The organism is Scandinavium sp. (assembly GCF_036271055.1).
Lineage (GTDB): Bacteria > Pseudomonadota > Gammaproteobacteria > Enterobacterales > Enterobacteriaceae > Scandinavium.
The window spans coordinates 12,903-36,130 of the sequence record NZ_DATBBJ010000024.1 but is presented as its reverse complement, the minus strand read 5'-3'; the positions used below and the strand labels follow the sequence as shown (position 1 = coordinate 36,130).

At 52.2% G+C, this 23,228-nt stretch carries 21 protein-coding genes; 17 read left to right on the top strand and 4 right to left on the bottom strand.

What is annotated here, in order from left to right:
- The first annotated feature begins 112 nt into the window (after positions 1-112).
- Together degP and cdaR are read left to right on the top strand one after the other, a co-directional pair.
- Positions 113-1,576, top strand: coding sequence for a serine endoprotease DegP (degP, locus tag VH187_RS02390; protein WP_329699881.1), 1,464 nt, complete (start codon positions 113-115; stop codon positions 1,574-1,576).
- A 163-nt stretch (positions 1,577-1,739) separates the two neighbouring features.
- A complete protein-coding gene (cdaR, locus tag VH187_RS02385; protein WP_329699880.1) occupies positions 1,740-2,897 on the top strand; it encodes a DNA-binding transcriptional regulator CdaR in 1,158 nt (385 codons plus the stop codon).
- A gap of 56 nt (positions 2,898-2,953) precedes the next feature.
- On the opposite strand, the gene VH187_RS02380 is transcribed toward cdaR, so the two are convergent.
- The 4 genes from VH187_RS02380 to map all read right to left on the bottom strand — a co-directional run bounded on the left by VH187_RS02380 (position 2,954) and on the right by map (position 7,902).
- Positions 2,954-3,343: a DUF3461 family protein gene (locus tag VH187_RS02380; protein WP_329699879.1), complete on the bottom strand. Its 390-nt coding sequence runs from the start codon at positions 3,341-3,343 to the stop codon at positions 2,954-2,956.
- A 111-nt stretch (positions 3,344-3,454) separates the two neighbouring features.
- Positions 3,455-4,279 (bottom strand): 2,3,4,5-tetrahydropyridine-2,6-dicarboxylate N-succinyltransferase, encoded by an 825-nt coding sequence (dapD, locus tag VH187_RS02375; RefSeq protein ID WP_329699878.1) that lies wholly within the window; start codon positions 4,277-4,279, stop codon positions 3,455-3,457.
- A gap of 30 nt (positions 4,280-4,309) precedes the next feature.
- Entirely contained in the window at positions 4,310-6,973 is a 2,664-nt protein-coding gene (glnD, locus tag VH187_RS02370; RefSeq protein WP_329699877.1) for a bifunctional uridylyltransferase/uridylyl-removing protein GlnD, read from the bottom strand.
- Positions 6,974-7,107: 134 nt separating this feature from the next.
- Positions 7,108-7,902, bottom strand: a complete 795-nt coding sequence (gene map / locus VH187_RS02365) for a type I methionyl aminopeptidase (protein WP_329699876.1) — start codon at positions 7,900-7,902, stop codon at positions 7,108-7,110.
- Positions 7,903-8,269: 367 nt separating this feature from the next.
- Here map and rpsB point away from each other — a divergent pair, with 367 nt between their 5' ends.
- From rpsB to rnhB, 15 genes are all read left to right on the top strand, one after another.
- Positions 8,270-8,995 (top strand): 30S ribosomal protein S2, encoded by a 726-nt coding sequence (gene rpsB / locus VH187_RS02360; protein ID WP_329699875.1) that lies wholly within the window; start codon positions 8,270-8,272, stop codon positions 8,993-8,995.
- A 117-nt stretch (positions 8,996-9,112) separates the two neighbouring features.
- A complete protein-coding gene (tsf, locus tag VH187_RS02355; RefSeq protein ID WP_329699874.1) occupies positions 9,113-9,964 on the top strand; it encodes a translation elongation factor Ts in 852 nt (283 codons plus the stop codon).
- Between the two features lie 150 nt (positions 9,965-10,114).
- Positions 10,115-10,840: a UMP kinase gene (gene pyrH, locus VH187_RS02350; RefSeq protein WP_329699873.1), complete on the top strand. Its 726-nt coding sequence runs from the start codon at positions 10,115-10,117 to the stop codon at positions 10,838-10,840.
- Between the two features lie 164 nt (positions 10,841-11,004).
- Positions 11,005-11,562, top strand: a complete 558-nt coding sequence (gene frr / locus VH187_RS02345; RefSeq protein ID WP_319628112.1) for a ribosome recycling factor — start codon at positions 11,005-11,007, stop codon at positions 11,560-11,562.
- A gap of 91 nt (positions 11,563-11,653) precedes the next feature.
- A complete protein-coding gene (gene ispC / locus VH187_RS02340; RefSeq protein ID WP_329699872.1) occupies positions 11,654-12,850 on the top strand; it encodes a 1-deoxy-D-xylulose-5-phosphate reductoisomerase in 1,197 nt (398 codons plus the stop codon).
- Positions 12,851-13,036: 186 nt separating this feature from the next.
- The gene (gene ispU, locus VH187_RS02335) at positions 13,037-13,795 is read left to right on the top strand and encodes a (2E,6E)-farnesyl-diphosphate-specific ditrans,polycis-undecaprenyl-diphosphate synthase (RefSeq protein WP_329699871.1); all 759 of its coding nucleotides are present in this window, start codon (positions 13,037-13,039) and stop codon (positions 13,793-13,795) included.
- Positions 13,796-13,807: 12 nt separating this feature from the next.
- Entirely contained in the window at positions 13,808-14,665 is an 858-nt protein-coding gene (cdsA, locus tag VH187_RS02330; protein WP_329699870.1) for a phosphatidate cytidylyltransferase, read from the top strand.
- 11 nt (positions 14,666-14,676) lie between these two features.
- Entirely contained in the window at positions 14,677-16,029 is a 1,353-nt protein-coding gene (rseP, locus tag VH187_RS02325) for a sigma E protease regulator RseP (RefSeq protein ID WP_329699869.1), read from the top strand.
- 30 nt (positions 16,030-16,059) lie between these two features.
- A complete protein-coding gene (gene bamA, locus VH187_RS02320) occupies positions 16,060-18,471 on the top strand; it encodes an outer membrane protein assembly factor BamA (protein ID WP_329699868.1) in 2,412 nt (803 codons plus the stop codon).
- Between the two features lie 123 nt (positions 18,472-18,594).
- Positions 18,595-19,089, top strand: coding sequence for a molecular chaperone Skp (gene skp / locus VH187_RS02315; protein WP_329699867.1), 495 nt, complete (start codon positions 18,595-18,597; stop codon positions 19,087-19,089).
- 3 nt (positions 19,090-19,092) lie between these two features.
- Complete coding sequence (gene lpxD / locus VH187_RS02310) at positions 19,093-20,118, top strand: UDP-3-O-(3-hydroxymyristoyl)glucosamine N-acyltransferase (protein WP_329699866.1); 1,026 nt, start codon at positions 19,093-19,095, stop codon at positions 20,116-20,118.
- A 102-nt stretch (positions 20,119-20,220) separates the two neighbouring features.
- Complete coding sequence (fabZ, locus tag VH187_RS02305; protein WP_110510849.1) at positions 20,221-20,676, top strand: 3-hydroxyacyl-ACP dehydratase FabZ; 456 nt, start codon at positions 20,221-20,223, stop codon at positions 20,674-20,676.
- A 3-nt stretch (positions 20,677-20,679) separates the two neighbouring features.
- Positions 20,680-21,468, top strand: coding sequence for an acyl-ACP--UDP-N-acetylglucosamine O-acyltransferase (lpxA, locus tag VH187_RS02300; protein ID WP_329699865.1), 789 nt, complete (start codon positions 20,680-20,682; stop codon positions 21,466-21,468).
- Positions 21,468-22,613 (top strand): lipid-A-disaccharide synthase, encoded by a 1,146-nt coding sequence (gene lpxB / locus VH187_RS02295; protein ID WP_329699864.1) that lies wholly within the window; start codon positions 21,468-21,470, stop codon positions 22,611-22,613. Before lpxA ends, lpxB begins: the two co-directional genes overlap by 1 nt.
- Positions 22,610-23,206: a ribonuclease HII gene (gene rnhB, locus VH187_RS02290; protein WP_329699863.1), complete on the top strand. Its 597-nt coding sequence runs from the start codon at positions 22,610-22,612 to the stop codon at positions 23,204-23,206. The genes lpxB and rnhB overlap by 4 nt, the downstream gene beginning before the upstream one ends.
- Positions 23,207-23,228: the final 22 nt, after the last annotated feature.

Sequence of the window (23,228 nt, the reverse complement as noted above, 5' to 3'; positions counted from 1 at the left end):
TAATTTTTTACTTTTTCCAGAAACTTAAATCCGGAACTTCGCGTTATAAACTGACTCTGAGTGTTACGTTCATAGCAACTTTTGCATTATCTGACATTTGAGATTACGACACATGAAAAAAACCACGTTAGCAATGAGTGCACTGGCTCTTAGTTTAAGTCTGGCCCTGTCCCCGCTGTCTGCATCGGCTGCGGAAACCGCATCTTCTGCAACTACAGCCACCGCGGCAACCACGGCCCAGCAGATGCCAAGCTTGGCACCGATGCTGGAAAAAGTGATGCCTTCTGTTGTGAGCATCAACGTGGAAGGCAGCACCACGGTGAACACACCGCGTATGGGGCGCAACTTCCAGCAGTTCTTTGGTGATAATTCACCGTTCTGCCAGGACGGTTCTCCGTTCCAGAATTCACCATTCTGCCAGGGCGGTAACGGTGGCCCAGGCGCGCCTGGCGGCAACGGCGGCAGTCAGCAGGAAAAATTCATGGCGCTGGGTTCTGGCGTCATTATTGATGCCGCGAAAGGCTATGTGGTGACTAACAACCATGTGGTTGATAACGCCAGCACCATCAAAGTCTCTCTGAGTGATGGCCGTAAGTTTGACGCGAAAGTGGTTGGCAAAGACCCGCGTTCTGACATCGCGCTTATCCAGATTCAGGATCCGAAAAACCTGACCGCCATTAAACTGGCTGATTCGGATGCACTGCGTGTCGGTGACTACACCGTGGCTATCGGTAACCCGTTTGGTCTCGGTGAAACCGTGACGTCCGGCATTGTGTCGGCGCTGGGCCGTAGCGGCCTGAACGTCGAAAACTATGAGAACTTTATTCAGACCGATGCAGCTATCAACCGTGGTAACTCCGGTGGTGCTCTGGTGAATCTGAACGGTGAACTTATCGGGATCAACACCGCGATCCTTGCACCAGACGGCGGCAACATCGGTATCGGCTTTGCTATCCCAAGTAACATGGTGAAAAGCCTGACTGAGCAGATGGTTAAATATGGTCAGGTGAAACGCGGTGAGCTGGGCATTATGGGCACCGAACTGAGCTCTGACCTGGCGAAAGCGATGAAAGTCGATGCTCAGCGTGGCGCGTTCGTAAGCCAGGTGCTGCCGAACTCTTCTGCGGCGAAAGCGGGTATCAAAGCGGGTGACGTGATCACCTCACTGAACGGCAAGCCAATCAGCAGCTTCTCTGCATTACGTGCTCAGGTCGGCACCATGCCTGTTGGCAGCAAAGTAGAGTTGGGCCTGGTCCGCGACGGCAAACCTGTGAATGTCACCATTGAACTGCAGCAGAGCAGCCAGACTCAGGTTGATTCCAGCAGCATTTTCAATGGCATTGATGGCGCAGAGATGAGCAACAAAGGCGCTGATAAAGGTGTTGTTGTGAGCAGCGTGAAAGCCGGAACTCAAGCCGCGCAAATCGGCCTGAAAAAAGGTGATGTGATTATGGGTGCTAACCAGCAGCCAGTGAAGAATATTGCTGACCTGCGTAAGATCCTCGACAGCAAACCGTCTGTTCTGGCGCTGAATATCCAGCGTGGCGACAGCACTATCTACCTGTTGATGCAGTAATTCTCCTCGCCCTTCTCCATCCGGAGGAGGGCGTTTCTCTTTTCCTCTCCTGCTTTCTGTGAACCTTCCCACAACTTCATACTTCCTCACCGCAGTTTGTGCATTTGCACAATGCACGGCATGATGCACTTCTCTATTCTGTTGTTCTGCAATGGGAGGGGTTATGGCTGGCTGGCATCTTGATACCAAAATGGCGCAGGATATCGTGGCGCGCACCATGCGCATTATTGATACCAATATCAACGTGATGGATGCGCGTGGACGGATTATTGGTAGCGGTGACCGCGAACGTATTGGTGAATTGCACGAAGGCGCGCTGCTGGTGCTTTCACAAGGTCGCGTTGTGGATATCGACGATGCTGTTGCACGACATCTGCACGGCGTGCGGCAAGGGATTAACCTGCCATTGCGTCTGGAAGGTGAAATCGTCGGTGTTATCGGCCTGACCGGTGAACCTGCATCATTGCGTAAATACGGCGAGCTGGTGTGCATGACAGCGGAAATGATGCTCGAGCAATCCCGGTTGATGCATCTGCTGGCACAGGATACCCGCCTGCGCGAAGAACTGGTAATGAACCTGATCCAGGCAGAAGAACACACGCCTGCACTGACCGAATGGGCGCAACGACTGGGCATCGATCTCAATCAGCCGCGCGTTGTGGCGGTGGTGGAAGTGGATAGCGGACAGTTGGGTGTAGACAGTGCGATGGCTGAATTACAGCAACTGCAAACCGCATTGACCGTACCGGAACGCAATAACCTGGTGGCGATTGTATCGCTGACGGAAATGGTGGTATTGAAGCCCGCACTGAATACTTTTGGTCGCTGGGACGCAGAAGATCATCGTAAGCGCGTGGAACAACTGATCGCACGCATGAAAGAGAACGGGCAGCTGCGTTTTCGTGTGGCACTCGGCAATTATTTTACCGGGCAGGGCAGCATCGCCCGTTCATACCGCACCGCGCGCACTACGATGATGGTGGGCAAACAGCGGATGCCGGAAAGCCGTAGCTATTTTTATCAGGATTTGATGCTACCGGTTCTGCTCGACAGTTTACGCGGCGGCTGGCAGGCGAATGAGTTAGCGCGCCCATTGGCAAAACTCAAAGCAATGGATAATAACGGTCTTTTACGGCGAACCTTGGCAGCCTGGTTTCGTCATAATGTGCAGGCGCTGGCGACATCTAAAGCGCTGTTTATTCATCGTAATACGCTGGAATATCGGCTGAACCGTATTTCTGAACTGACCGGATTAGATCTGGGGAATTTTGACGACAGGCTGCTGTTGTATGTGGCGTTGCAGCTGGACGAGCAGCGGTAGACGGAATTTGCCGGGCAAGCGTCTGCGCCGCCCGGCGAGAGGGACACGGCGGGGACTTATTTACCGCGAGTCAGCTTCTCAAGATCGGATTCAATTTCGGTTATCTTGTTGGCTACCACACTCTCGAGATGACGCAGGTCATCGAGGATCTTACGTTTCAGATCCACTTCGGTGCGATCGCGTTTGCACAGCTGATCCAGTTCATCGATCACATAGCGCAGGTTCGGGCTGATTTCCTGGACTTCTTTATATCCCTGACCCACACCGTCGGCGACCACGGTTTTACGCTGACGCGGATATTTAAACTTCACGCTTTTTGCGAAAAACTCGCCTTTATCCTTATGAAAATAGATTTTGAGGATATCGTTGTTGGCTTCCTGCCGGAGGCTGTAACGATCGATTTCATCAGGATTGGTAATGCCCAAACTTTTCAGATTGTCGTACATAGCGGTATCCTTGAAGTAAACTTAACCTTTGAATAATTAACGAAAAAATCTACTTTCGCCAGCGTTAGATATAAAAAAAGCGGGGTTGCCCCCGCTTTTTAAGCGACTCAGTTAGTCGATAGTACGCAGCAGTTCGTTGATGCCAACTTTACCGCGCGTTTTCGCGTCGACTTTCTTCACGATAACGGCACAGTACAGGCTGTATTTGCCATCTTTCGACGGCAGGTTGCCAGAAACGACAACAGAGCCTGCCGGAACGCGTCCATAGAACACTTCACCGGTTTCGCGATCGTAAATTTTGGTGCTCTGACCGAGGTAAACGCCCATCGAAATTACGGAGCCTTCTTCGACGATAACGCCTTCAACGACTTCGGAGCGCGCGCCGATGAAGCAGTTGTCTTCGATGATGGTCGGGTTAGCTTGAAGGGGTTCCAGAACACCGCCGATACCAACGCCACCGGACAGGTGAACGTTTTTACCGATCTGCGCACAGGAGCCAACGGTCGCCCAGGTATCCACCATGGAGCCTTCATCAACGTAGGCACCGATGTTCACATAGGACGGCATCAGTACGGTGTTACGCGCGATGTATGCACCCTGACGCACTGCCGCTGGCGGCACGACGCGGAAACCTTCTTTCTGGAAACGCGCTTCGTCATAGTCAGCGAATTTCATCGGCACTTTATCGAAGTAGCGGCTTTCCGCACCGTCGATAACCTGGTTATCGTTAATACGGAAAGAGAGCAGTACCGCTTTCTTCAGCCATTGATGCGTTACCCACTGACCATCAATCTTTTCCGCCACGCGCAACGCGCCGGAATCCAGCAGGGAAATAACCTGGTTAACCGCTTCGCGGGTAACGGTATCTACATTTGCCGGAGTGATCTCGGCGCGGCGCTCAAAAGCGGTCTCAATAACGTTCTGTAACTGCTGCATTGTTAAACTCTTTCCATTAAAAAAAACACACTACCCTTTATCGTTTGGATTGAGGGCCGCTGTCAACCGCTGTTGTACCTCTTGTTGAAGCACATTATTAAGGGCACGGCGGTCGGCTGTCGCGATTATAAATAAATCTTCTACTCGCTCGCCAATTGTCGTAATTCTCGCCCCGTGGAGCGAAATACCGAGGTCGGCGAAGACTTGCCCGACGCAGGCCAATAAGCCTGGCTGATCGAGCGCAATCAGCTCAAGGAACGATTTTCTCTCCGTATGCGTCGGCAGGAAATTGACTTCGGTATCGACGGTAAAGTGACGCAGTTTTGCCGCCTGGCGACGTGGCGTGGGTGGCTGCCACGAGCGCTGTGTGATGGCTTGCTCAAGACCCTGGCGAATGGCTTCATGACGATCACCGGAAAGTGGGCTGCCGTCGGGTTCGAGCACGATAAAGGTGTCCATCGCCATGCCGTCACGCGTCGTGAAGATCTGCGCGTCGTGAACGCTGAGATTACGCCTGTCGAGTTCGGCGCAGACGGCAGCAAACAGGTAAGGGCGGTCCGGGCTCCAGATAAAGATTTCCGTACCGCCACGCGTTGCCTGCGGGCTGAGCAGGATCAGCGGATTATTCAGATCATGTTTCAGCAGATGACGTGCGTGCCAGGCCAGTTGAATAGGTGTATGGCGCACAAAGTAATTCGCACGGCAGCGCGCCCAAATCTGATGCAACGCTTCTTCGTCGATGTTATCCATCCGCAACAGCGCCAGAGCCTGAAGCTGATGATGACGCACGCGTTCACGCATATCCGGCGTACTTTGCATTCCACGGCGAAGCTGTTTTTCGGTGGCAAAATAGAGCTCGCGCAACAGGCTCTGCTTCCAGCTGTTCCACAGCGTTTCGTTGGTCGCGCAGATATCTGCCACGGTCAGGCACACCAGATAACGCAGGCGATTCTCGGTTTGCACTTCTTCCGCAAACTGCTTGATGACTTCTGGATCCTGAATGTCACGGCGTTGGGCGGTGACTGACATCAACAGGTGATGGCGCACCAGCCAGGCCATAAGCTGCGTTTCGCGGGAATTAAACCCGTGTAGCTCAGCAAACTTCAATACGTCTTGTGCGCCCAGCACCGAATGATCGCCGCCACGGCCTTTGGCGATGTCGTGGAACAGCGCGGCGATCAGAATAAGCTCTGGATGATTGAGACGCGGCCACAGCTCGACGCACAGCGGATGGCGCGAACGCGTCTCTTCTTTGGCGAAACTTTCCAGTTTCAGCAGCACGCGAATTGTGTGTTCATCGACGGTGTAGGCGTGGAACAAGTCAAACTGCATCTGACCGACAATGTGCGACCACTGTGGCATATACGCCCACAGCACGCTATGGCGATGCATCGGCAATAACCCACGGCTGACCGCGCCCTGATGGCGCAGCATGCTCAGGAACAACTCGCGTGCTTCCGGGATATAACACAACGGTTGGCTGAGGTGGCGACGTGCATGGCGCAAATGGCGCAATGTTGTCGAATAAATGCCGGTTATGCTGCTGTTGCGCACCATGATGTGGAACATGCGCAGGATCGCCTGCGGTTCACGGATGAACAAATCGTCATTACGCAGATCGATAAGCGTGCCGCGAAGTTGAAAATCGTCGTCAATGGGGCGCGGTTTTTCGTCTTCGGTGAGCGCCAGGATCGCTTCATCAAACAACTGCAACAGCATTTGATTCAGTTCGCCCACCCGACGGGTGACGCGATAGAAATCTTTCATCATTTGTTCAACCGGCTGATTGCCTTCGCCGCTGTAGTTCAGGCGTTGAGCTACGTTCAGTTGGCGGTCGAACAGCAGGCGGTTATCGTAGCGGTTGATTTCCAGATGCAGCGCAAAACGGATGCGCCAAAGCAGATGCAGGCATTCGTTGAGTTCATTACGTTCGGCTTCGGTCAGAAAGCCGAAGCCGACCATTTCATCGAGCGATGTGGCACCGAAATGGCGACGCGCCACCCATTGCAGGGTGTGAATGTCGCGCAGGCCACCGGGGCTGCTTTTGATGTCGGGCTCAAGATTGTAGCTGGTGCCGTGATAGCGCTGGTGGCGCTCGTTTTGTTCTTCCACTTTCGCGGCGAAGAATTTCTCTGACGGCCAGAAGCCGTCACTGAAGATGTGTTTTTGCAGCTCAAGAAACAGGGCGACGTCGCCGATCAACAGCCGTGATTCAATCAAATTGGTGGCGACAGTCAGATCAGAAAGGCCTTCAAGCAGGCATTCTTCGAGGGTGCGTACGCTGTGACCGACTTCCAGTTTCAAATCCCACAGCAGTGTCAGCAGTTCGCCAATTTTCTGTGCTCGTTCATCGGGCAGCCTTTTACGGCTGAGGATCAGCAAATCAATATCAGAAAGGGGGTGCAGTTCGCTGCGACCATAGCCACCAACCGCAACCAGTGCCGCGTCTTCAACTTCACCAAAGCCGTAATGCAGCCACAGGCGCTGGAGCATTTGATCGATATATTCGGTACGGGCGGTCATCAACTGTTCGGCGGAGGTTCCGCTATCGAAGGCATCACCCAACCAACGCTGGAACGCGTCGAGGTGCGCCTTGATACTGGCGCAGTTTAGCTCTGTTTCCGCCCAACTCACCGGGTTATCCGGCTGGCCTGGCAGAACAGGTACGGCAGTGTCAGGTAAGGAATTGCTCATTGCGCCACCCATAAGAAAAAACGATTATAGATAAAATCGCCGGGAGCGATTTTAAACGTCGCTTGCGACGGCCCGAAGGGGGACGGGCAGGACGCCCGTCATATATAAAAAAACCGGCTCGCGCCGGCTTCTTGTCATTCGTTGTGCGAGATTATCGCCGGGATGGTGTCATCCTTGCGTAACGTCAGTATTTCGCAGCCGTTGTCTGTCACCACAATAGTATGCTCGTACTGCGCCGACAAGCTTCTGTCCTTCGTTTTTACCGTCCAGCCATCTTTCATCGTGCGAATGCGGTAATCACCGGAGTTGACCATTGGCTCAATGGTGAACGTCATGCCTTTCTGCAACACAACGCCGCCGTCGTCTGCATCATAATGCAGCACCTGCGGTTCTTCGTGGAACACGCGACCAATGCCGTGTCCGCAGTATTCACGCACCACAGAGAAACCTTCCGCTTCGGCAAATTTCTGGATAGCCGCGCCAAGCGTGCGCAGACGAATGCCGGGTTTTACCATCTTCAGGGCAAGGTACAGGCTTTCTTGTGTCACGCGGCACAGACGTTCGCCGAGAATGGTCGGTTTGCCGACGATGAACATTTTCGAGGTGTCACCGTGGTACTCGTCTTTAATGACGGTCACATCGATGTTGACGATATCGCCATCTTTCAGCAGTTTTCCATCATCCGGAATACCGTGACAAACCACTTCATTAATAGAGATGCACACGGATTTCGGGAAACCGTGATAGCCGAGGCAAGCCGAAACGGCATGCTGTTCGTTGACGATATAGTCGTTGCAGATGCGATCCAATTCGCCAGTGCTTACGCCCGGTTTGATATGCGATTCGATCATTTCCAGCACTTCGGCAGCCAGGCGGCCAGCGACGCGCATTTTTTCAATTTCTTCAGGTGTCTTGATTGAGATAGCCATGAATTCTGTCCATCGGGCCGATTTATCGGCAATACTAGTGTAAGTGCTGACAATGGTAACAGCCGCCGCCGCCGAGTGCCAAATTGAGAATCATTCTGACCTTTGCCTTTTGTGCCACATGCTATTTGGCTGAGGACCACGAATTGTAGTTTCTGAGTGCAATTTGTAGTTTCTGCTCTCGATTTATGGTATAAAGCGCGCCGAACTTCCATTCCGTTTGATATACACAGAAACGGTCTGGCAGCGACTAATCTCACTTTGTGTAATAACACACACGTATCGGCACATACGCCGGGGTGCCCTTCGGGGTCGGTCGTATGGGATACGTGGAGGCATAACCCCAACTTTTATATAGAGGTTTTAAAACATGGCAACTGTTTCCATGCGCGATATGCTCAAGGCCGGTGTTCACTTTGGTCACCAGACCCGTTACTGGAACCCGAAAATGAAGCCTTTCATCTTCGGCGCACGTAACAAAGTTCACATCATCAACCTTGAAAAAACTGTACCAATGTTCAACGAAGCTCTGGCTGAACTGGGCAAGATTTCTTCTCGTAAAGGTAAAATCCTTATCGTTGGTACCAAGCGCGCTGCAAGCGAAGCGGTAAAAGAAGCTGCTCTGAACTGCGATCAGTTCTTCGTGAACCATCGCTGGTTGGGCGGTATGCTGACTAACTGGAAAACCGTTCGTCAGTCTATCAAGCGTCTGAAAGACCTGGAAACTCAGTCTCAGGACGGCACCTTCGACAAGCTGACCAAGAAAGAAGCGCTGATGCGTACTCGTGAGCTGGGCAAGCTGGAAAACAGCCTCGGCGGTATCAAAGACATGGGCGGCCTGCCGGACGCACTGTTTGTTGTTGATGCTGACCACGAGCACATCGCTATCAAAGAAGCAAACAACCTGGGTATCCCAGTATTTGCTATCGTTGATACCAACTCCGATCCAGACGGCGTTGACTTCGTTATCCCTGGTAACGACGATGCAATCCGTGCAGTTAGCCTGTATCTGAATGCCGTTGCTCAGACCGTACGTGAAGGCCGTTCTCAGGATCTGGCTTCCCAGGCGGAAGAAAGCTTCGTAGAAGCTGAATAATAAGGTCTAAGCCCTTATTAGTACCGTGTATGGATAGGGGCCCTCTTAGCGGCCCCTTTTTCACTTTTAAGACCGTTTGGCTCAATGCCGGGCGGTCACAATTCCGAGGATTTTAGAATGGCTGAAATTACCGCTTCCCTGGTAAAAGAGCTGCGCGAGCGTACTGGCGCAGGCATGATGGATTGCAAAAAAGCACTGACTGAAGCCAATGGCGACATCGAGCTGGCAATCGAAAACATGCGTAAATCTGGTGCGATCAAAGCAGCTAAAAAAGCAGGCAACGTTGCTGCTGACGGCGTGATCATCACTAAGATCAACGGCAACTACGGTATCATTCTGGAAGTTAACTGCCAGACTGACTTCGTTGCTAAAGACGGTGGTTTCCAGGCTTTCGCTAACAAAGTTCTGGACGCAGCAGTCGCTGGCAAAATCACTGATATTGACGTTCTGAAAGCACAGTTCGAAGAAGAGCGTGTTGCGCTGGTTGCTAAAATCGGTGAGAACATCAACATCCGTCGTGTTGCTTCCCTGGAAGGCGACGTGCTGGGTAGCTACCTGCACGGTGCTCGCATCGGTGTTCTGGTTGCCGCTCAAGGCGCAAGCGAAGAACTGGTTAAGCAAGTTGCAATGCATGTTGCTGCAAGCAAGCCAGAATTCGTGAACCCAGAAGACGTGTCTGCAGACGTGGTAGAAAAAGAATACCAGGTACAGCTGGACATCGCCATGCAGTCTGGCAAGCCGAAAGAAATCGCAGAGAAAATGGTTGAAGGCCGCATGAAGAAATTCACTGGCGAAGTTTCTCTGACTGGCCAGCCTTTCGTTATGGACCCAAGCAAATCTGTGGGCCAGTTCCTGAAAGAGAACAACGCGACCGTGACTAACTTCATCCGCTTTGAAGTGGGCGAAGGTATCGAGAAAGTTGAGACTGACTTCGCAGCAGAAGTTGCTGCAATGTCCAAGCAGTCTTAATTATCTTAAAGGAGCCGCCTGAGGGCGGCTTCTTTTTGAGCCTCATCAAGTGAAAATCAGTCAGGTTCCTATAGGCTTGCACTGATAAGCGACTTATCTTGTCGCGAGACATTTACTCATCTCAAACGTTGACAGTCCCAGGAAAGAAATATGGCTACCAATGCAAAACCCGTCTACAAACGCATTCTGCTGAAGCTCAGTGGCGAAGCACTGCAGGGAACTGAAGGCTTCGGTATCGACGCCAGCATTCTCGACCGTATGGCGCAGGAAATTAAAGAACTGGTCGAACTGGGCATCCAGGTCGGTGTGGTGATTGGTGGTGGTAACCTTTTCCGTGGTGCGGGCCTGGCAAAAGCGGGTATGAACCGCGTTGTGGGCGACCACATGGGCATGCTGGCAACGGTCATGAACGGCCTGGCAATGCGTGATGCACTGCACCGCGCCTATGTGAATGCTCGCCTGATGTCCGCCATTCCATTGAATGGTGTGTGTGATAACTACAGCTGGGCAGAAGCGATTAGCTTACTGCGTAATAACCGCGTGGTGATCCTCTCCGCCGGTACCGGCAACCCATTCTTTACCACCGATTCCGCTGCATGTTTGCGCGGGATTGAAATCGAAGCCGATGTGGTGCTGAAAGCCACCAAAGTGGACGGCGTGTTTACCGCTGACCCGGCAAAAGATCCGACTGCGACCATGTACGAGCAGTTGTCCTACACCGAAGTGTTGGATAAAGAGCTGAAAGTCATGGATCTTGCCGCGTTCACGCTGGCTCGTGACCATAAACTGCCTATTCGTGTCTTCAACATGAACAAACCGGGCGCATTGCGTCGCGTGGTTATGGGCGAGCAAGAAGGCACATTGATTACGGAATAATTTCCGTATCCTGCAAATAAAGGTAAGATTCCGCTTCATTATTGCCTTTGTTGCAAGCCTGCCGTTTTCGGCGGCAAGAATTTTACGGACTATACTTAGCACACTCGCAAATTGGCGGGGGTGCTATATGGTCAGCCTGAGACAAGATTTCAAGGATTCGTAACGTGATTAGCGATATCAGAAAAGATGCCGAAGTACGCATGGAAAAATGCGTAGAATCATTCAAAAACCAGATCAGCAAAATCCGTACGGGTCGTGCTTCTCCGAGCCTGCTCGATGGTATTATTGTTGAATACTACGGTACTCCGACTCCGCTGCGCCAGCTGGCAAGCGTGACGGTAGAAGACTCCCGCACCCTGAAAATCAACGTGTTTGATCGCTCCCTGAGCCCAGCCGTTGAGAAAGCGATCATGGCCTCTGACCTCGGTCTGAACCCAAGTTCAGCGGGCACCGATATTCGCGTTCCACTGCCACCACTGACGGAAGAACGTCGTAAAGATCTGACCAAGATCGTACGTGGTGAAGCGGAGCAGGCGCGTGTTTCCGTGCGTAACGTGCGGCGTGATGCGAACGACAAAGTGAAAGCTTTGCTGAAAGATAAAGAAATCAGTGAAGATGATGATCGTCGTTCTCAGGACGATGTACAGAAGATGACTGATGCTGCGATCAAAAAAGTCGACGCGGCGCTGGCAGAGAAAGAAGCGGAACTGATGCAGTTCTGATTTCTGATGTTATCTGATGAACGCCGTTCAGGAAACCTCCGGGTTTTGCTGGCGGCGTTTTGCTTTTTAGCCTTTCTTCTTCGGATTTTTCATGAAGCATTTAACCGTTCTGGGCTCCACGGGCTCCATTGGCTGCAGCACGCTGGACGTGGTGCGTCACAATCGTGACCTTTTCTCCGTGACCGCGCTGGTGGCAGGGAAAAACGTCGACCGTATGGTCGAACAATGCCTGGAGTTCTCCCCGCAATATGCCGTAATGGATGATGCGCAGAGCGCGGCCGCATTGATTGTCGCGCTGCGCCAGCACGGGAGCCAGACGGAAGTTCTGAGTGGGCAGCAGGCGGCCTGCGACGTGGCTGCGATGGATGATGTTGAGCACGTCATGGCGGCGATTGTAGGGGCGGCGGGGCTGATGCCGACGCTCGCGGCGATTCGGGCCGGGAAAACCATTCTGCTGGCCAATAAAGAGTCGCTGGTGACCTGTGGACGCTTGTTCATGGAGGCGGTGAAAGAGAGCGGGGCGCGTCTGCTGCCCGTAGACAGTGAACATAACGCGATTTTTCAGAGTTTACCGGAAACAATTCAAAATCAGCTAGGTTACGCTTCCCTTGAGCAGAATGGCGTATCGTCGATTCTGCTTACCGGATCGGGTGGCCCGTTCCGCGAAACGCCTCTGCCTGAGCTGCGCGATATGACGCCAGATCAAGCTTGTCGTCATCCGAACTGGTCGATGGGACGTAAAATCTCCGTCGACTCTGCCACCATGATGAACAAAGGTCTGGAATACATAGAAGCACGTTGGCTGTTTAACGCATCGGCAAAACAGATGGAAGTCATTATCCATCCGCAGTCTGTTATCCACTCGATGGTTCGCTACCGTGATGGCAGTGTGTTGGCACAATTGGGCGAACCTGATATGCGTACGCCGATTGCCCATACAATGGCATGGCCAAACCGCGTGGAATCGGGTGTTAAACCGCTGGATTTCTATGCGCTGAGTGAGTTGTCATTTGCGGCTCCTGATTATGAGCGCTACCCATGCCTGAAATTGGCGATGGATGCCTTTGATCAAGGGCAGGCGGCGACGACAGCGTTGAACGCGGCGAACGAGGTGAGCGTTGAAGCATTTCTGACGTCGAAGATCCGCTTTACGGATATCGCCGCCGTGAACCTCGCCGTCCTGGATACCTTAAGTCTGCAAGAACCTGCTTGCGTTGATGAGGTGATGGACGTCGATGCTCGTGCCAGAAATGCGGCAAGCCAACAGGTGATGCGCCTCGCAAGCTGATGATTATCCATCCAACGGATGCGGCATCATTTGTTAGCGCTGGGCTTCAGTGTTATAGTCTGCGCCACTCGATAACGCTGTAACGACAAAGTGTTATCGAGTGAGCCGTGGATTTGCACGGCTTTTTTGCGCTAAGCGTCTGTATTCCGGTACCGCTAATTCCTTTTCATGGACTAATAACGCGTTATGTTGTCTGTTAACCAATCAATCAGCGAGAACCTGCCTGCCCACGGCTGTCATCATGTGGCTATTATTATGGATGGCAATGGTCGCTGGGCGAAGAGACAAGGCAAGATCCGTGCCTTCGGTCATAAAGCCGGGGCAAAATCGGTGCGCCGTGCCGTCTCTTTTGCTGCAAATAATGGTATTGAGGCGTTAACGCTTTACGCTTTTAGCAGTGAAAACTGGAACCGCCCCGAGCAGGAAGTCAGCGCGCTGATGGAACTGTTTGTCTGGGCGCTTGATAGTGAAGTGAAAAGCCTGCACAGACATAACGTACGCTTACGTATTATCGGTGATACCCACCGTTTTAACGCCCGTTTACAGGAGCGTATTCGCAAGGCAGAGACGTTGACCCAGGATAATACCGGGCTGACGCTAAATATTGCCGCGAATTATGGTGGCCGCTGGGACATTATCCAGGGAGTTCAGCATCTGGCTGCACAGGTTCAGGAAGGGCACCTTCGTCCTGATGAAATCACAGAGGATTTGTTGGGTCAGCAAATCTGCATGCATGAACTGGCTCCCGTAGATTTAGTAATTAGGACAGGGGGAGAGCATCGCATTAGTAACTTTTTGCTTTGGCAAATTGCCTACGCCGAACTTTACTTTACAGATGTTCTCTGGCCCGATTTCGATGAACAAGACTTTGAAGGTGCGCTGCATGCTTTTGCCAATCGAGAGCGTCGTTTCGGCGGCACCGAGCCTGGTGGCGACAAAGCCTGATGGGGGTAGCTCTTGCTGAAGTATCGCCTGATCTCTGCTTTCGTTTTAATACCCGTTGTAATAGCGGCACTGTTTCTGTTGCCGCCAGCCGGCTTTGCTATTGTCACTTTAGTGGTGTGCATGGTAGCGGCCTGGGAATGGGGACAATTCAGCGGTTTTAACACTCGTTCACAGCGAGTATGGCTGGCGGTGCTTTGCGGATTGATTCTCGCCGCAATGCTCTTTTTGCTGCCGGAATATCATCACAACGTCCATCAACCGTTGGTGGAAGGCGCCCTTTGGGCCTCGATGGGGTGGTGGATTGTGGCGCTGTTGCTGGTCCTGTTTTATCCGGGTTCTGCCGCGCTGTGGCGTCACTCTAAAACGCTGCGTCTGGTGTTTGGTCTGTTGACCATTATCCCTTTCTTCTGGGGAATGCTGGCTCTGCGTGCCTGGCATTATGATGAGAATCATTACAGCGGTGCGGTTTGGCTGCTCTATGTCATGATCCTGGTTTGGGGCGCAGATTCAGGTGCTTATATGTTTGGAAAACTGTTCGGTAAGCACAAGCTTGCGCCGAAAGTGTCTCCGGGCAAGACCTGGCAAGGCTTTATTGGTGGATTGTTCACGGCGGCTGTGATTTCATGGATTTATGGCCTGTGTGTGAACCTTGATGTTCCACCTGCAACACTGCTGATTTGCTCATTGATTGCCGCTTTAGCGTCGGTTCTCGGTGATTTAACCGAAAGCATGTTCAAGCGTGAAGCAGGCATTAAGGACAGCGGGAATTTGATTCCCGGGCATGGTGGGATCCTCGACCGAATTGACAGCCTGACGGCAGCCGTTCCGGTCTTTGCTTGCCTGCTACTTTTAGTCTTCAGGACGATTTGACGGAAGGTTTTATGCTGAGCATTCTCTGGAATTTGGCTGCATTCATTGTTGCACTGGGTGTATTAATCACCGTGCATGAATTTGGTCATTTCTGGGTTGCTCGTCGCTGCGGCGTACGTGTAGAGCGCTTTTCCATTGGTTTTGGCAAAGCGCTCTGGCGTCGTGTTGACCGTCAGGGTACTGAATATGTCATCGCCCTCATCCCTCTGGGCGGTTATGTCAAAATGCTGGATGAACGCGTTGAACCGGTTGCACCGGAAATGCGTCACTACGCCTTCAACAACAAAACCGTCGGCCAGCGCGCCGCGATCATTGCGGCCGGTCCGGTTGCGAATTTTCTTTTTGCTATCTTCGCCTACTGGCTGGTGTTTATCATCGGCGTCCCTGGCGTGCGGCCCGTTGTTGGTGAAATAACGCCCAACTCGATTGCATCCGAAGCACAAATTGCACCAGGAACGGAACTTAAAGCCGTAGATGGTATCGAAACGCCTGATTGGGATGCAGTTCGTCTGGCGCTGGTGACCAAAATCGGTGATGAGCAAACGACGCTTACGGTTGCGCCTTTCGGCACGCAACAGCGTCAGGACAAAATTCTCAATTTGCGTCACTGGGCCTTCGAGCCTGACAAAGAGGATCCCGTTGCGTCACTGGGGATTCGTCCGCGTGGGGCGCAAGTCGAAACCGTGTTGGCTGAAGTGCAAATTGACTCGGCTGCACGTAAAGCAGGTTTGCAAGCTGGCGACAGGATCGTTAAAGTCGATGGTCAGCCACTCACGCAGTGGATGACATTTGTCACTCAGGTGCGCGACAATCCCGGCAAGCCATTGCGCCTCGAGATTGATAGACAGGGAAGTGCCTTGTCTTTAACGCTGATACCAGATACAAAACCCGGCAAAGGGAAAGCTGAAGGGTTTGCGGGAGTGGTTCCAAAAATTATCCCGTTGCCCGATGAATACAAGACAGTGCGCCAGTACGGGCCGTTCGCCGCCATCATTCAAGCCACGGATAAAACCTGGCAATTGATGAAGTTAACGGTTCAGATGCTGGGGAAATTGATAACCGGTGACGTAAAACTGAACAACCTCAGTGGGCCAATTTCGATTGCTCAGGGGGCTGGGATGTCAGCGGAGTTTGGGTTGATTTACTATCTGATGTTTCTTGCGCTCATCAGTGTGAATCTGGGCATTATCAACCTGTTCCCGCTTCCCGTTTTAGACGGGGGTCATCTGCTCTTTTTGGCGATTGAAAAGCTGAAGGGCGGACCGGTATCCGAGCGAGTTCAAGACTTTAGTTATCGCATTGGCTCAATATTGCTGATGCTGTTAATGGGGCTTGCACTTTTCAATGATTTCTCTCGGTTGTAGAGAGAGTGTTAGGAAGAACGCATAATAACGATGGCGATGAAAAAGTTGCTCATAGCGTCGCTGCTGTTCGGCAGCGCGACCGTATACGGGGCTGACGGATTCGTAGTGAAGGATATTCATTTCGAAGGCTTGCAGCGAGTCGCTGTTGGTGCGGCCCTCCTCAGCATGCCAGTTCGTCCTGGCGATACGGTTACTGATGATGACATCAGTAACACCATCCGTGCGTTGTTTGCCACTGGCAACTTCGAGGATGTTCGTGTTCTGCGTGATGGGGATACGTTGTTGGTGCAGGTTAAAGAGCGCCCAACGATTGCCAGCATCACTTTCTCCGGTAATAAATCGGTGAAAGATGACATGCTCAAACAGAACCTCGAAGCCTCTGGCGTACGTGTTGGCGAATCTCTCGACCGTACCACTCTCGGTGATATCGAGAAGGGACTGGAAGACTTCTATTACAGCGTCGGTAAGTACAGCGCGAGCGTAAAAGCCGTTGTCACTCCGCTGCCGCGTAACCGTGTTGACCTCAAACTGGTCTTCCAGGAAGGCGTGTCTGCCAAAATTCAACAGATCAACATCGTCGGTAACCATGCGTTCAGTACCGATGAACTGATCTCCAACTTCCAGCTGCGCGACGAAGTGCCGTGGTGGAACGTGGTCGGCGATCGTAAATACCAGAAACAGAAGCTGGCGGGTGACCTTGAAACTCTGCGTAGCTACTATCTGGATCGCGGCTATGCGCGTTTCAATATCGATTCCACGCAGGTCAGCCTGACGCCGGATAAAAAAGGTATCTACATCACCGTTAACATTACCGAAGGCGAGCAGTACAAGCTGTCGGGCGTTGAGGTGAGCGGAAACCTGGCGGGCCACTCTGCGGAGATCGAAAGCCTGACCAAAATAGAGCCAGGCGAGCTCTATAACGGCGCCAAAGTGACCAAAATGGAAGATAACATTAAGAAACTTCTCGGTCGCTACGGTTACGCTTATCCACGCGTACAGTCCCAGCCTGAAATTAACGATACTGACAAAACCGTGAAGCTTCACGTGAGCGTGGATGCGGGTAACCGTTACTACGTGCGTAAGATCCGTTTTGAAGGAAACGATACCTCCAAAGATGCCGTTCTGCGTCGCGAAATGCGTCAGATGGAAGGCGCATGGCTCGGTAGCGATCTGGTCGATTCAGGTAAAGATCGTCTGAACCGTCTTGGTTACTTTGAAACCGTTGACGTAGATACCCAACGTGTACCGGGCAGCCCGGATCAGGTTGATGTGGTCTACAAGGTTAAAGAACGTAACACCGGTAGCTTCAACTTCGGTGTGGGTTACGGCACCGAAAGTGGTATCAGTTTCCAGGTCGGTGTCCAGCAGGATAACTGGCTGGGTACAGGCTATTCTGTTGGTATCAACGGCACGAAGAACGATTATCAGACCTATTCTGAGTTCTCTGTCACTAACCCGTACTTTACGGTGGATGGTGTGAGTCTCGGCGGTCGTATCTTCTATAATGACTTTAAAGCCGATGATGCTGACCTCTCCTCGTATACCAACAAGAGCTATGGTCTTGACGGTACGCTTGGCTTCCCGGTTAACGAATACAACACGCTACGTGCGGGCTTAGGTTATGTGCATAACGACCTGTCCAACATGCAGCCGCAGGTGGCGATGAACCGTTACCTGGATTCTATCGGTCAGGGAACAAGCACGACGGGTAACGAAAACGGATTCTCTGCAGATGACTTCACCTTCAACTATGGTTGGACGTATAACAAACTTGACCGTGGGTTCTTCCCAACGGACGGTTCGCGCGTCAACCTGAACGGTAAAGTGACGATTCCGGGTTCTGATAATGAATTCTATAAAGTCACGCTGGATACCGCGTCCTACTTCCCACTGGATAACGATCATAAGTGGGTCTTGTTAGGTCGTACGCGTTGGGGTTACGGTGATGGCTTAGGCGGGAAAGAGCTTCCGTTCTATGAAAACTTCTATGCCGGTGGTTCAAGCACGGTACGTGGTTTCCAGTCGAACAACATCGGTCCTAAAGCGGTTTACTACGGTCCGAACCAGGATAACTGCGGAAGCACTGCTACTGGCGTCTGTAAGTCAGACGATGCAGTCGGTGGTAACGCCATGGCTGTTGCCAGTGCCGAGTTGATTGTTCCAACGCCGTTTATCAGCGATAAATATGCTAACTCAGTACGTACTTCTGTCTTCTGGGATGCCGGTACTGTCTGGGATACAAACTGGGAAAACACCGCGCAGATGCAAGCCGCAGGGGTGCCTGATTATGGCGACCCGGGCAATATCCGTATGTCTGCAGGTATCGCATTACAATGGATGTCGCCATTGGGGCCGTTGGTCTTCTCCTACGCCCAACCGTTTAAAAAGTACGATGGAGACAAAGCAGAACAGTTCCAGTTTAACATTGGTAAAACCTGGTAATTGTTTTGTGCAAAGGAATGCTAGTGCTGTGTAGCGATGACATCTGACGATCACTCGCGTGGTTGCATGACTTCGCAAAGAACGGTGCCTCCGGGCACTCTTAGGATGGTAAGGAGTTTTATTGTGAAAAAGTGGTTATTAGCTGCAGGTCTGGGTTTGGCAATGGCAGCATCTGCACAAGCTGCAGATACTATTGCAATTGTTAACATGGGTACTTTGTTCCAGCAGGTTGCGCAGAAAACGGGTGTTTCCGCGACTCTGGAGAACGAATTCAAAGGCCGCGCCAGCGAATTGCAGCGTCAGGAATCTGATCTGCAGAGCAAAATGCAGCGTCTGCAGCGTGATGGCTCTACCATGAAAGCTAGCGATCGCAGCAAGATGGAAAAAGACATCATGACTCAGCGCCAGGCATTCTCTCAGAAAGCTCAGGCTTTCGAGCAGGATCGTTCACGTCGTTCTAACGAAGAGCGCGGCAAGCTGGTTACTCGTATCCAGGCTGCAGTGAAGAGCGTAGCGGCTGACCAGAAAATTGATCTGGTTGTTGACGCCAATACCGTTGCTTACAACAGCAGTGACGTTAAAGACATCACCGCTGATGTGCTGAAACAGGTTAAATAAGTAATGCCTTCAATTCGACTGGCTGATTTAGCTCAGCAGTTGGATGCAGAATTACACGGTGATGGCGATCTCGTCATCACCGCTGTTGCGTCCATGCAATCGGCTAAAACAGGCCAAATTACGTTCATGGTAAATCCTAAATACCGTGAACACCTGGCCGCATGCCAGGCATCTGCTGTTGTGATGACGGCGGACGATTTGCCTTTTGCCAAAAGCGCGGCATTGGTAGTGAAGAATCCCTACCTGACCTATGCCCGTATGGCCCAAATTCTCGATTCCACGCCACAGCCGGCGCAGGATATTGCACCCAGTGCGGTGGTTGATGCCACGGCAAAACTGGGGCAGAACGTTTCAATTGGCGCGAATGCCGTTATCGAATCCGATGTCGTTCTTGGTGATAATGTGCGTATTGGCGCAGGTTGTTTCGTTGGTAAAAATACGACGATCGGTGCCGGAACTCGCCTGTGGGCGAACGTTTCCGTTTACCATGAGATTGAGATCGGTGAAAATTGCCTGATCCAGTCCAGTACGGTTATCGGTTCTGATGGTTTTGGATACGCTAACGATCGTGGTAATTGGGTGAAGATCCCTCAATTGGGTCGTGTCATTATTGGCGATCGTGTAGAGATTGGCGCCTGTACCACCATCGATCGTGGTGCACTTGATGATACCGTGATCGGCAATGGCGTTATCATTGATAACCAGTGTCAGATTGCGCATAACGTGATCATTGGTGACAATACCGCCATTGCAGGTGGCGTTATCCTCGCGGGCAGCCTGAAAATTGGCCGTTACTGCATGATTGGTGGTGCGAGTGTAATCAATGGCCATATGGAAATCTGTGACAAAGTCACCGTGACTGGAATGGGTATGGTTATGCGTCCGATCACCGAGCCTGGTGTATACTCCTCTGGCATTCCGCTACAGCCGAATAAGGCATGGCGTAAAACTGCTGCACTGGTGATGAATATTGATGGCATGAGCAAACGTCTCAAAGCACTCGAGCGTAAAGCCAGCCAACAAGACTGACGTTTCATCCTAAGCGCCAACCTTCCCGGCCTGTCTGATTTCTTATAATCTGGCAGGCCGTGTTATTATTGCATTTAAGTATATTTAGACAGGAAGAGTATTTTGACTACTGACACTCATACTCTGCACATTGAAGAGATTCTGGAACTTCTGCCACACCGCTACCCGTTTTTACTGGTTGATCGCGTGCTGGACTTTGAAGAAGGTCGTTTTCTGCGCGCAGTTAAAAACGTCACCGTGAATGAACCGTTTTTCCAGGGGCATTTTCCGGGCAAGCCCATTTTCCCAGGCGTGTTGATTCTGGAAGCCATGGCTCAGGCCACAGGCATTCTGGCATTTAAGAGCGTGGGTAAACTGGAACCGGGTGAACTCTACTACTTCGCAGGTATCGACGAAGCACGCTTCAAGCGGCCAGTTGTGCCTGGTGATCAGATGATCATGGAAGTTACCTTTGAGAAAACTCGCCGTGGCCTGACCCGCTTCAAAGGCGTGGCAATGGTTGACGGTAAAGTTGTTTGCGAAGCGACTATGATGTGCGCGCGCAGCCGGGAGGCCTAATACGTGATTGATAAAACTGCCTTTATCCATCCTACCGCCATTGTGGAAGAAGGCGCCGTTATCGGTGCTAACGCTCACATTGGTCCGTTTTGTATTGTTGGACCTAACGTCAGTATTGGCGAAGGGACCGTACTGAAGTCTCATGTTGTGGTTAATGGTCATACGACCATTGGCCGCGACAATGAAATTTATCAGTTTGCTTCCATCGGGGAAGTTAACCAGGATCTCAAATACGCTGGCGAACCGACTCGTGTGGAGATTGGCGATCGCAACCGCATCCGCGAAAGCGTCACCATTCATCGTGGCACAGTACAGGGCGGTGGATTGACGAAGGTAGGCAGCGACAACCTGATGATGATCAACGCTCACGTGGCGCATGATTGTACTGTCGGTGACCGCTGCATTCTCGCCAACAACGCAACGTTGGCGGGTCACGTATCACTGGACGACTTCGTGATTATCGGCGGTATGACGGCTGTCCATCAGTTCTGCATCATTGGTGCACACGTGATGGTCGGTGGCTGTTCTGGCGTTGCCCAGGACGTCCCTCCGTACGTTATCGCGCAGGGCAACCACGCCACCCCTTACGGTGTAAACATCGAAGGGTTGAAGCGCCGCGGTTTCAGCAGAGAAGCGCTGATTGCGATTCGCAATGCGTATAAAGTGCTCTACCGCAGCGGTAAAACGCTGGAAGAAGCTAAACCGGAAATCGCTGAACTTGCAGAGAAACATCCTGAAGTGAAAGCCTTCTATGACTTCTTCGAACGCTCTACGCGTGGTCTGATTCGTTAATGGCTGAACGTCCGCTAACGATTGCCCTGGTCGCCGGAGAAACCTCCGGCGATATTCTTGGTGCAGGTCTGATTCGTGCGCTGAAAGCACGCGTGCCGAACGCCCGATTCGTCGGTGTGGCTGGCCCACTGATGCAGGCTGAAGGCTGCGAAGCCTGGTATGAAATGGAAGAACTGGCAGTGATGGGGATTGTCGAAGTCCTCGGTCGCCTGCGTCGTTTGCTGCATATTCGTGCTGACTTAACCCGCCGTTTTACCGAACTCCAACCTGACGTTTTCGTCGGCATCGATGCCCCTGATTTCAACATTACCCTTGAAGGGAATCTGAAAAAGAAGGGTATAAAAACCATTCATTACGTCAGCCCGTCCGTTTGGGCATGGCGACAGAAACGTGTTTTCAAAATTGGCAGAGCTACCGATATGGTGCTTGCGTTTCTGCCTTTCGAAAAAGCGTTTTATGACCGATTCAATGTGCCTTGCCGCTTTATCGGCCACACCATGGCTGATGCCATGCCGCTGGATCCTGATAAAAACGCCGCCAGAGACACGCTGGGTATCGCCCATGATGTCCATTGTCTGGCGCTGTTACCGGGCAGTCGTGGTGCGGAAGTGGAAATGCTCAGTGCTGATTTCCTGAAAACAGCACAATTGCTGCGCCAGCATTATCCGGACCTGGAAGTTGTCGTGCCGCTGGTGAATAGCAAGCGTCGCGAGCAGTTTGAACGCATTAAAGCGGAAGTCACCCCGGATCTGAATGTCCATATGCTGAATGGCATGGGACGCGAAGCCATGGTTGCCAGTGATGCCGCACTGCTTGCCTCTGGCACGGCGGCGCTTGAATGCATGCTGGCAAAATGCCCGATGGTGGTAGGTTATCGCATGAAGCCGTTCACTTTCTGGCTTGCGAAGCGGTTGGTGAAAACCGACTACGTGTCGCTGCCTAATCTGTTGGCAGGCCGGGAGCTGGTCAAAGAACTGTTGCAGGATGAGTGTCAGCCAGAAATGCTTGCGCAAGCGCTGCGACCGTTACTGGCCGATGGGAAAACCAGCCACGCGATGCACGATACTTTCCGCGAACTGCATCAGCAGATCCGCTGCAATGCCGATGAGCAGGCAGCCGACGCGGTGCTGGAGCTGGCACAATGACAGACATATTTACCTATCCGCACACCCATCTGGTGGCGGGTGTTGACGAAGTGGGGCGTGGCCCGTTGGTGGGCGCAGTCGTCACGGCGGCGGTGATCCTCGATCCGGCAAACCCTATTATCGGTCTGAACGACTCCAAAAAACTGAGTGAAAAGCGCCGTCTGGCGCTGTTCGTTGAAATCAAAGAGAAGGCATTAAGCTGGAGCCTTGGACGTGCGGAGCCGCACGAAATCGACGAACTCAACATTCTGCACGCCACGATGCTGGCGATGCAACGTGCGGTGGCGGGGCTACATATTGCTCCGGAGTACGTGCTGATTGACGGCAACCGATGCCCTGCATTGCCGGTGCCATCAATGGCCGTCGTTAAAGGCGACAGCCGTGTTGCGGAAATCAGTGCGGCCTCCATTCTGGCGAAAGTGTCCCGCGATGCGGAAATGACCACGCTGGATCACGCTTTTCCCGAGTATGGCTTCGCCCAGCATAAGGGATATCCGACGGCTTTCCATCTGGAAAAGTTGGCTCTGCATGGCGCCACTGAACACCACCGCCGCAGTTTCGGGCCTGTTAAACGCGCACTGGGCATTGCCTGACTAAGTAAAGCGGGATCTGAAG

Excerpts from the sequence above, each read along its gene's own strand:
- VH187_RS02380 (WP_329699879.1), bottom strand. The coding sequence starts at position 3,343 with ATGTACGACAATCTGAAAAGTTTGGGCATTACCAATCCTGATGAAATC.
- pyrH (WP_329699873.1), top strand. The coding sequence starts at position 10,115 with ATGGCTACCAATGCAAAACCCGTCTACAAACGCATTCTGCTGAAGCTC.
- glnD (WP_329699877.1), bottom strand. The coding sequence starts at position 6,973 with ATGAGCAATTCCTTACCTGACACTGCCGTACCTGTTCTGCCAGGCCAG.
- ispC (WP_329699872.1), top strand. The coding sequence starts at position 11,654 with ATGAAGCATTTAACCGTTCTGGGCTCCACGGGCTCCATTGGCTGCAGC.
- cdaR (WP_329699880.1), top strand. The coding sequence starts at position 1,740 with ATGGCTGGCTGGCATCTTGATACCAAAATGGCGCAGGATATCGTGGCG.
- bamA (WP_329699868.1), top strand. The coding sequence starts at position 16,060 with ATGGCGATGAAAAAGTTGCTCATAGCGTCGCTGCTGTTCGGCAGCGCG.
- dapD (WP_329699878.1), bottom strand. The coding sequence starts at position 4,279 with ATGCAGCAGTTACAGAACGTTATTGAGACCGCTTTTGAGCGCCGCGCC.
- tsf (WP_329699874.1), top strand. The coding sequence starts at position 9,113 with ATGGCTGAAATTACCGCTTCCCTGGTAAAAGAGCTGCGCGAGCGTACT.
- rseP (WP_329699869.1), top strand. The coding sequence starts at position 14,677 with ATGCTGAGCATTCTCTGGAATTTGGCTGCATTCATTGTTGCACTGGGT.
- map (WP_329699876.1), bottom strand. The coding sequence starts at position 7,902 with ATGGCTATCTCAATCAAGACACCTGAAGAAATTGAAAAAATGCGCGTC.
- ispU (WP_329699871.1), top strand. The coding sequence starts at position 13,037 with ATGTTGTCTGTTAACCAATCAATCAGCGAGAACCTGCCTGCCCACGGC.
- lpxB (WP_329699864.1), top strand. The coding sequence starts at position 21,468 with ATGGCTGAACGTCCGCTAACGATTGCCCTGGTCGCCGGAGAAACCTCC.
- rnhB (WP_329699863.1), top strand. The coding sequence starts at position 22,610 with ATGACAGACATATTTACCTATCCGCACACCCATCTGGTGGCGGGTGTT.
- lpxD (WP_329699866.1), top strand. The coding sequence starts at position 19,093 with ATGCCTTCAATTCGACTGGCTGATTTAGCTCAGCAGTTGGATGCAGAA.
- rpsB (WP_329699875.1), top strand. The coding sequence starts at position 8,270 with ATGGCAACTGTTTCCATGCGCGATATGCTCAAGGCCGGTGTTCACTTT.
- degP (WP_329699881.1), top strand. The coding sequence starts at position 113 with ATGAAAAAAACCACGTTAGCAATGAGTGCACTGGCTCTTAGTTTAAGT.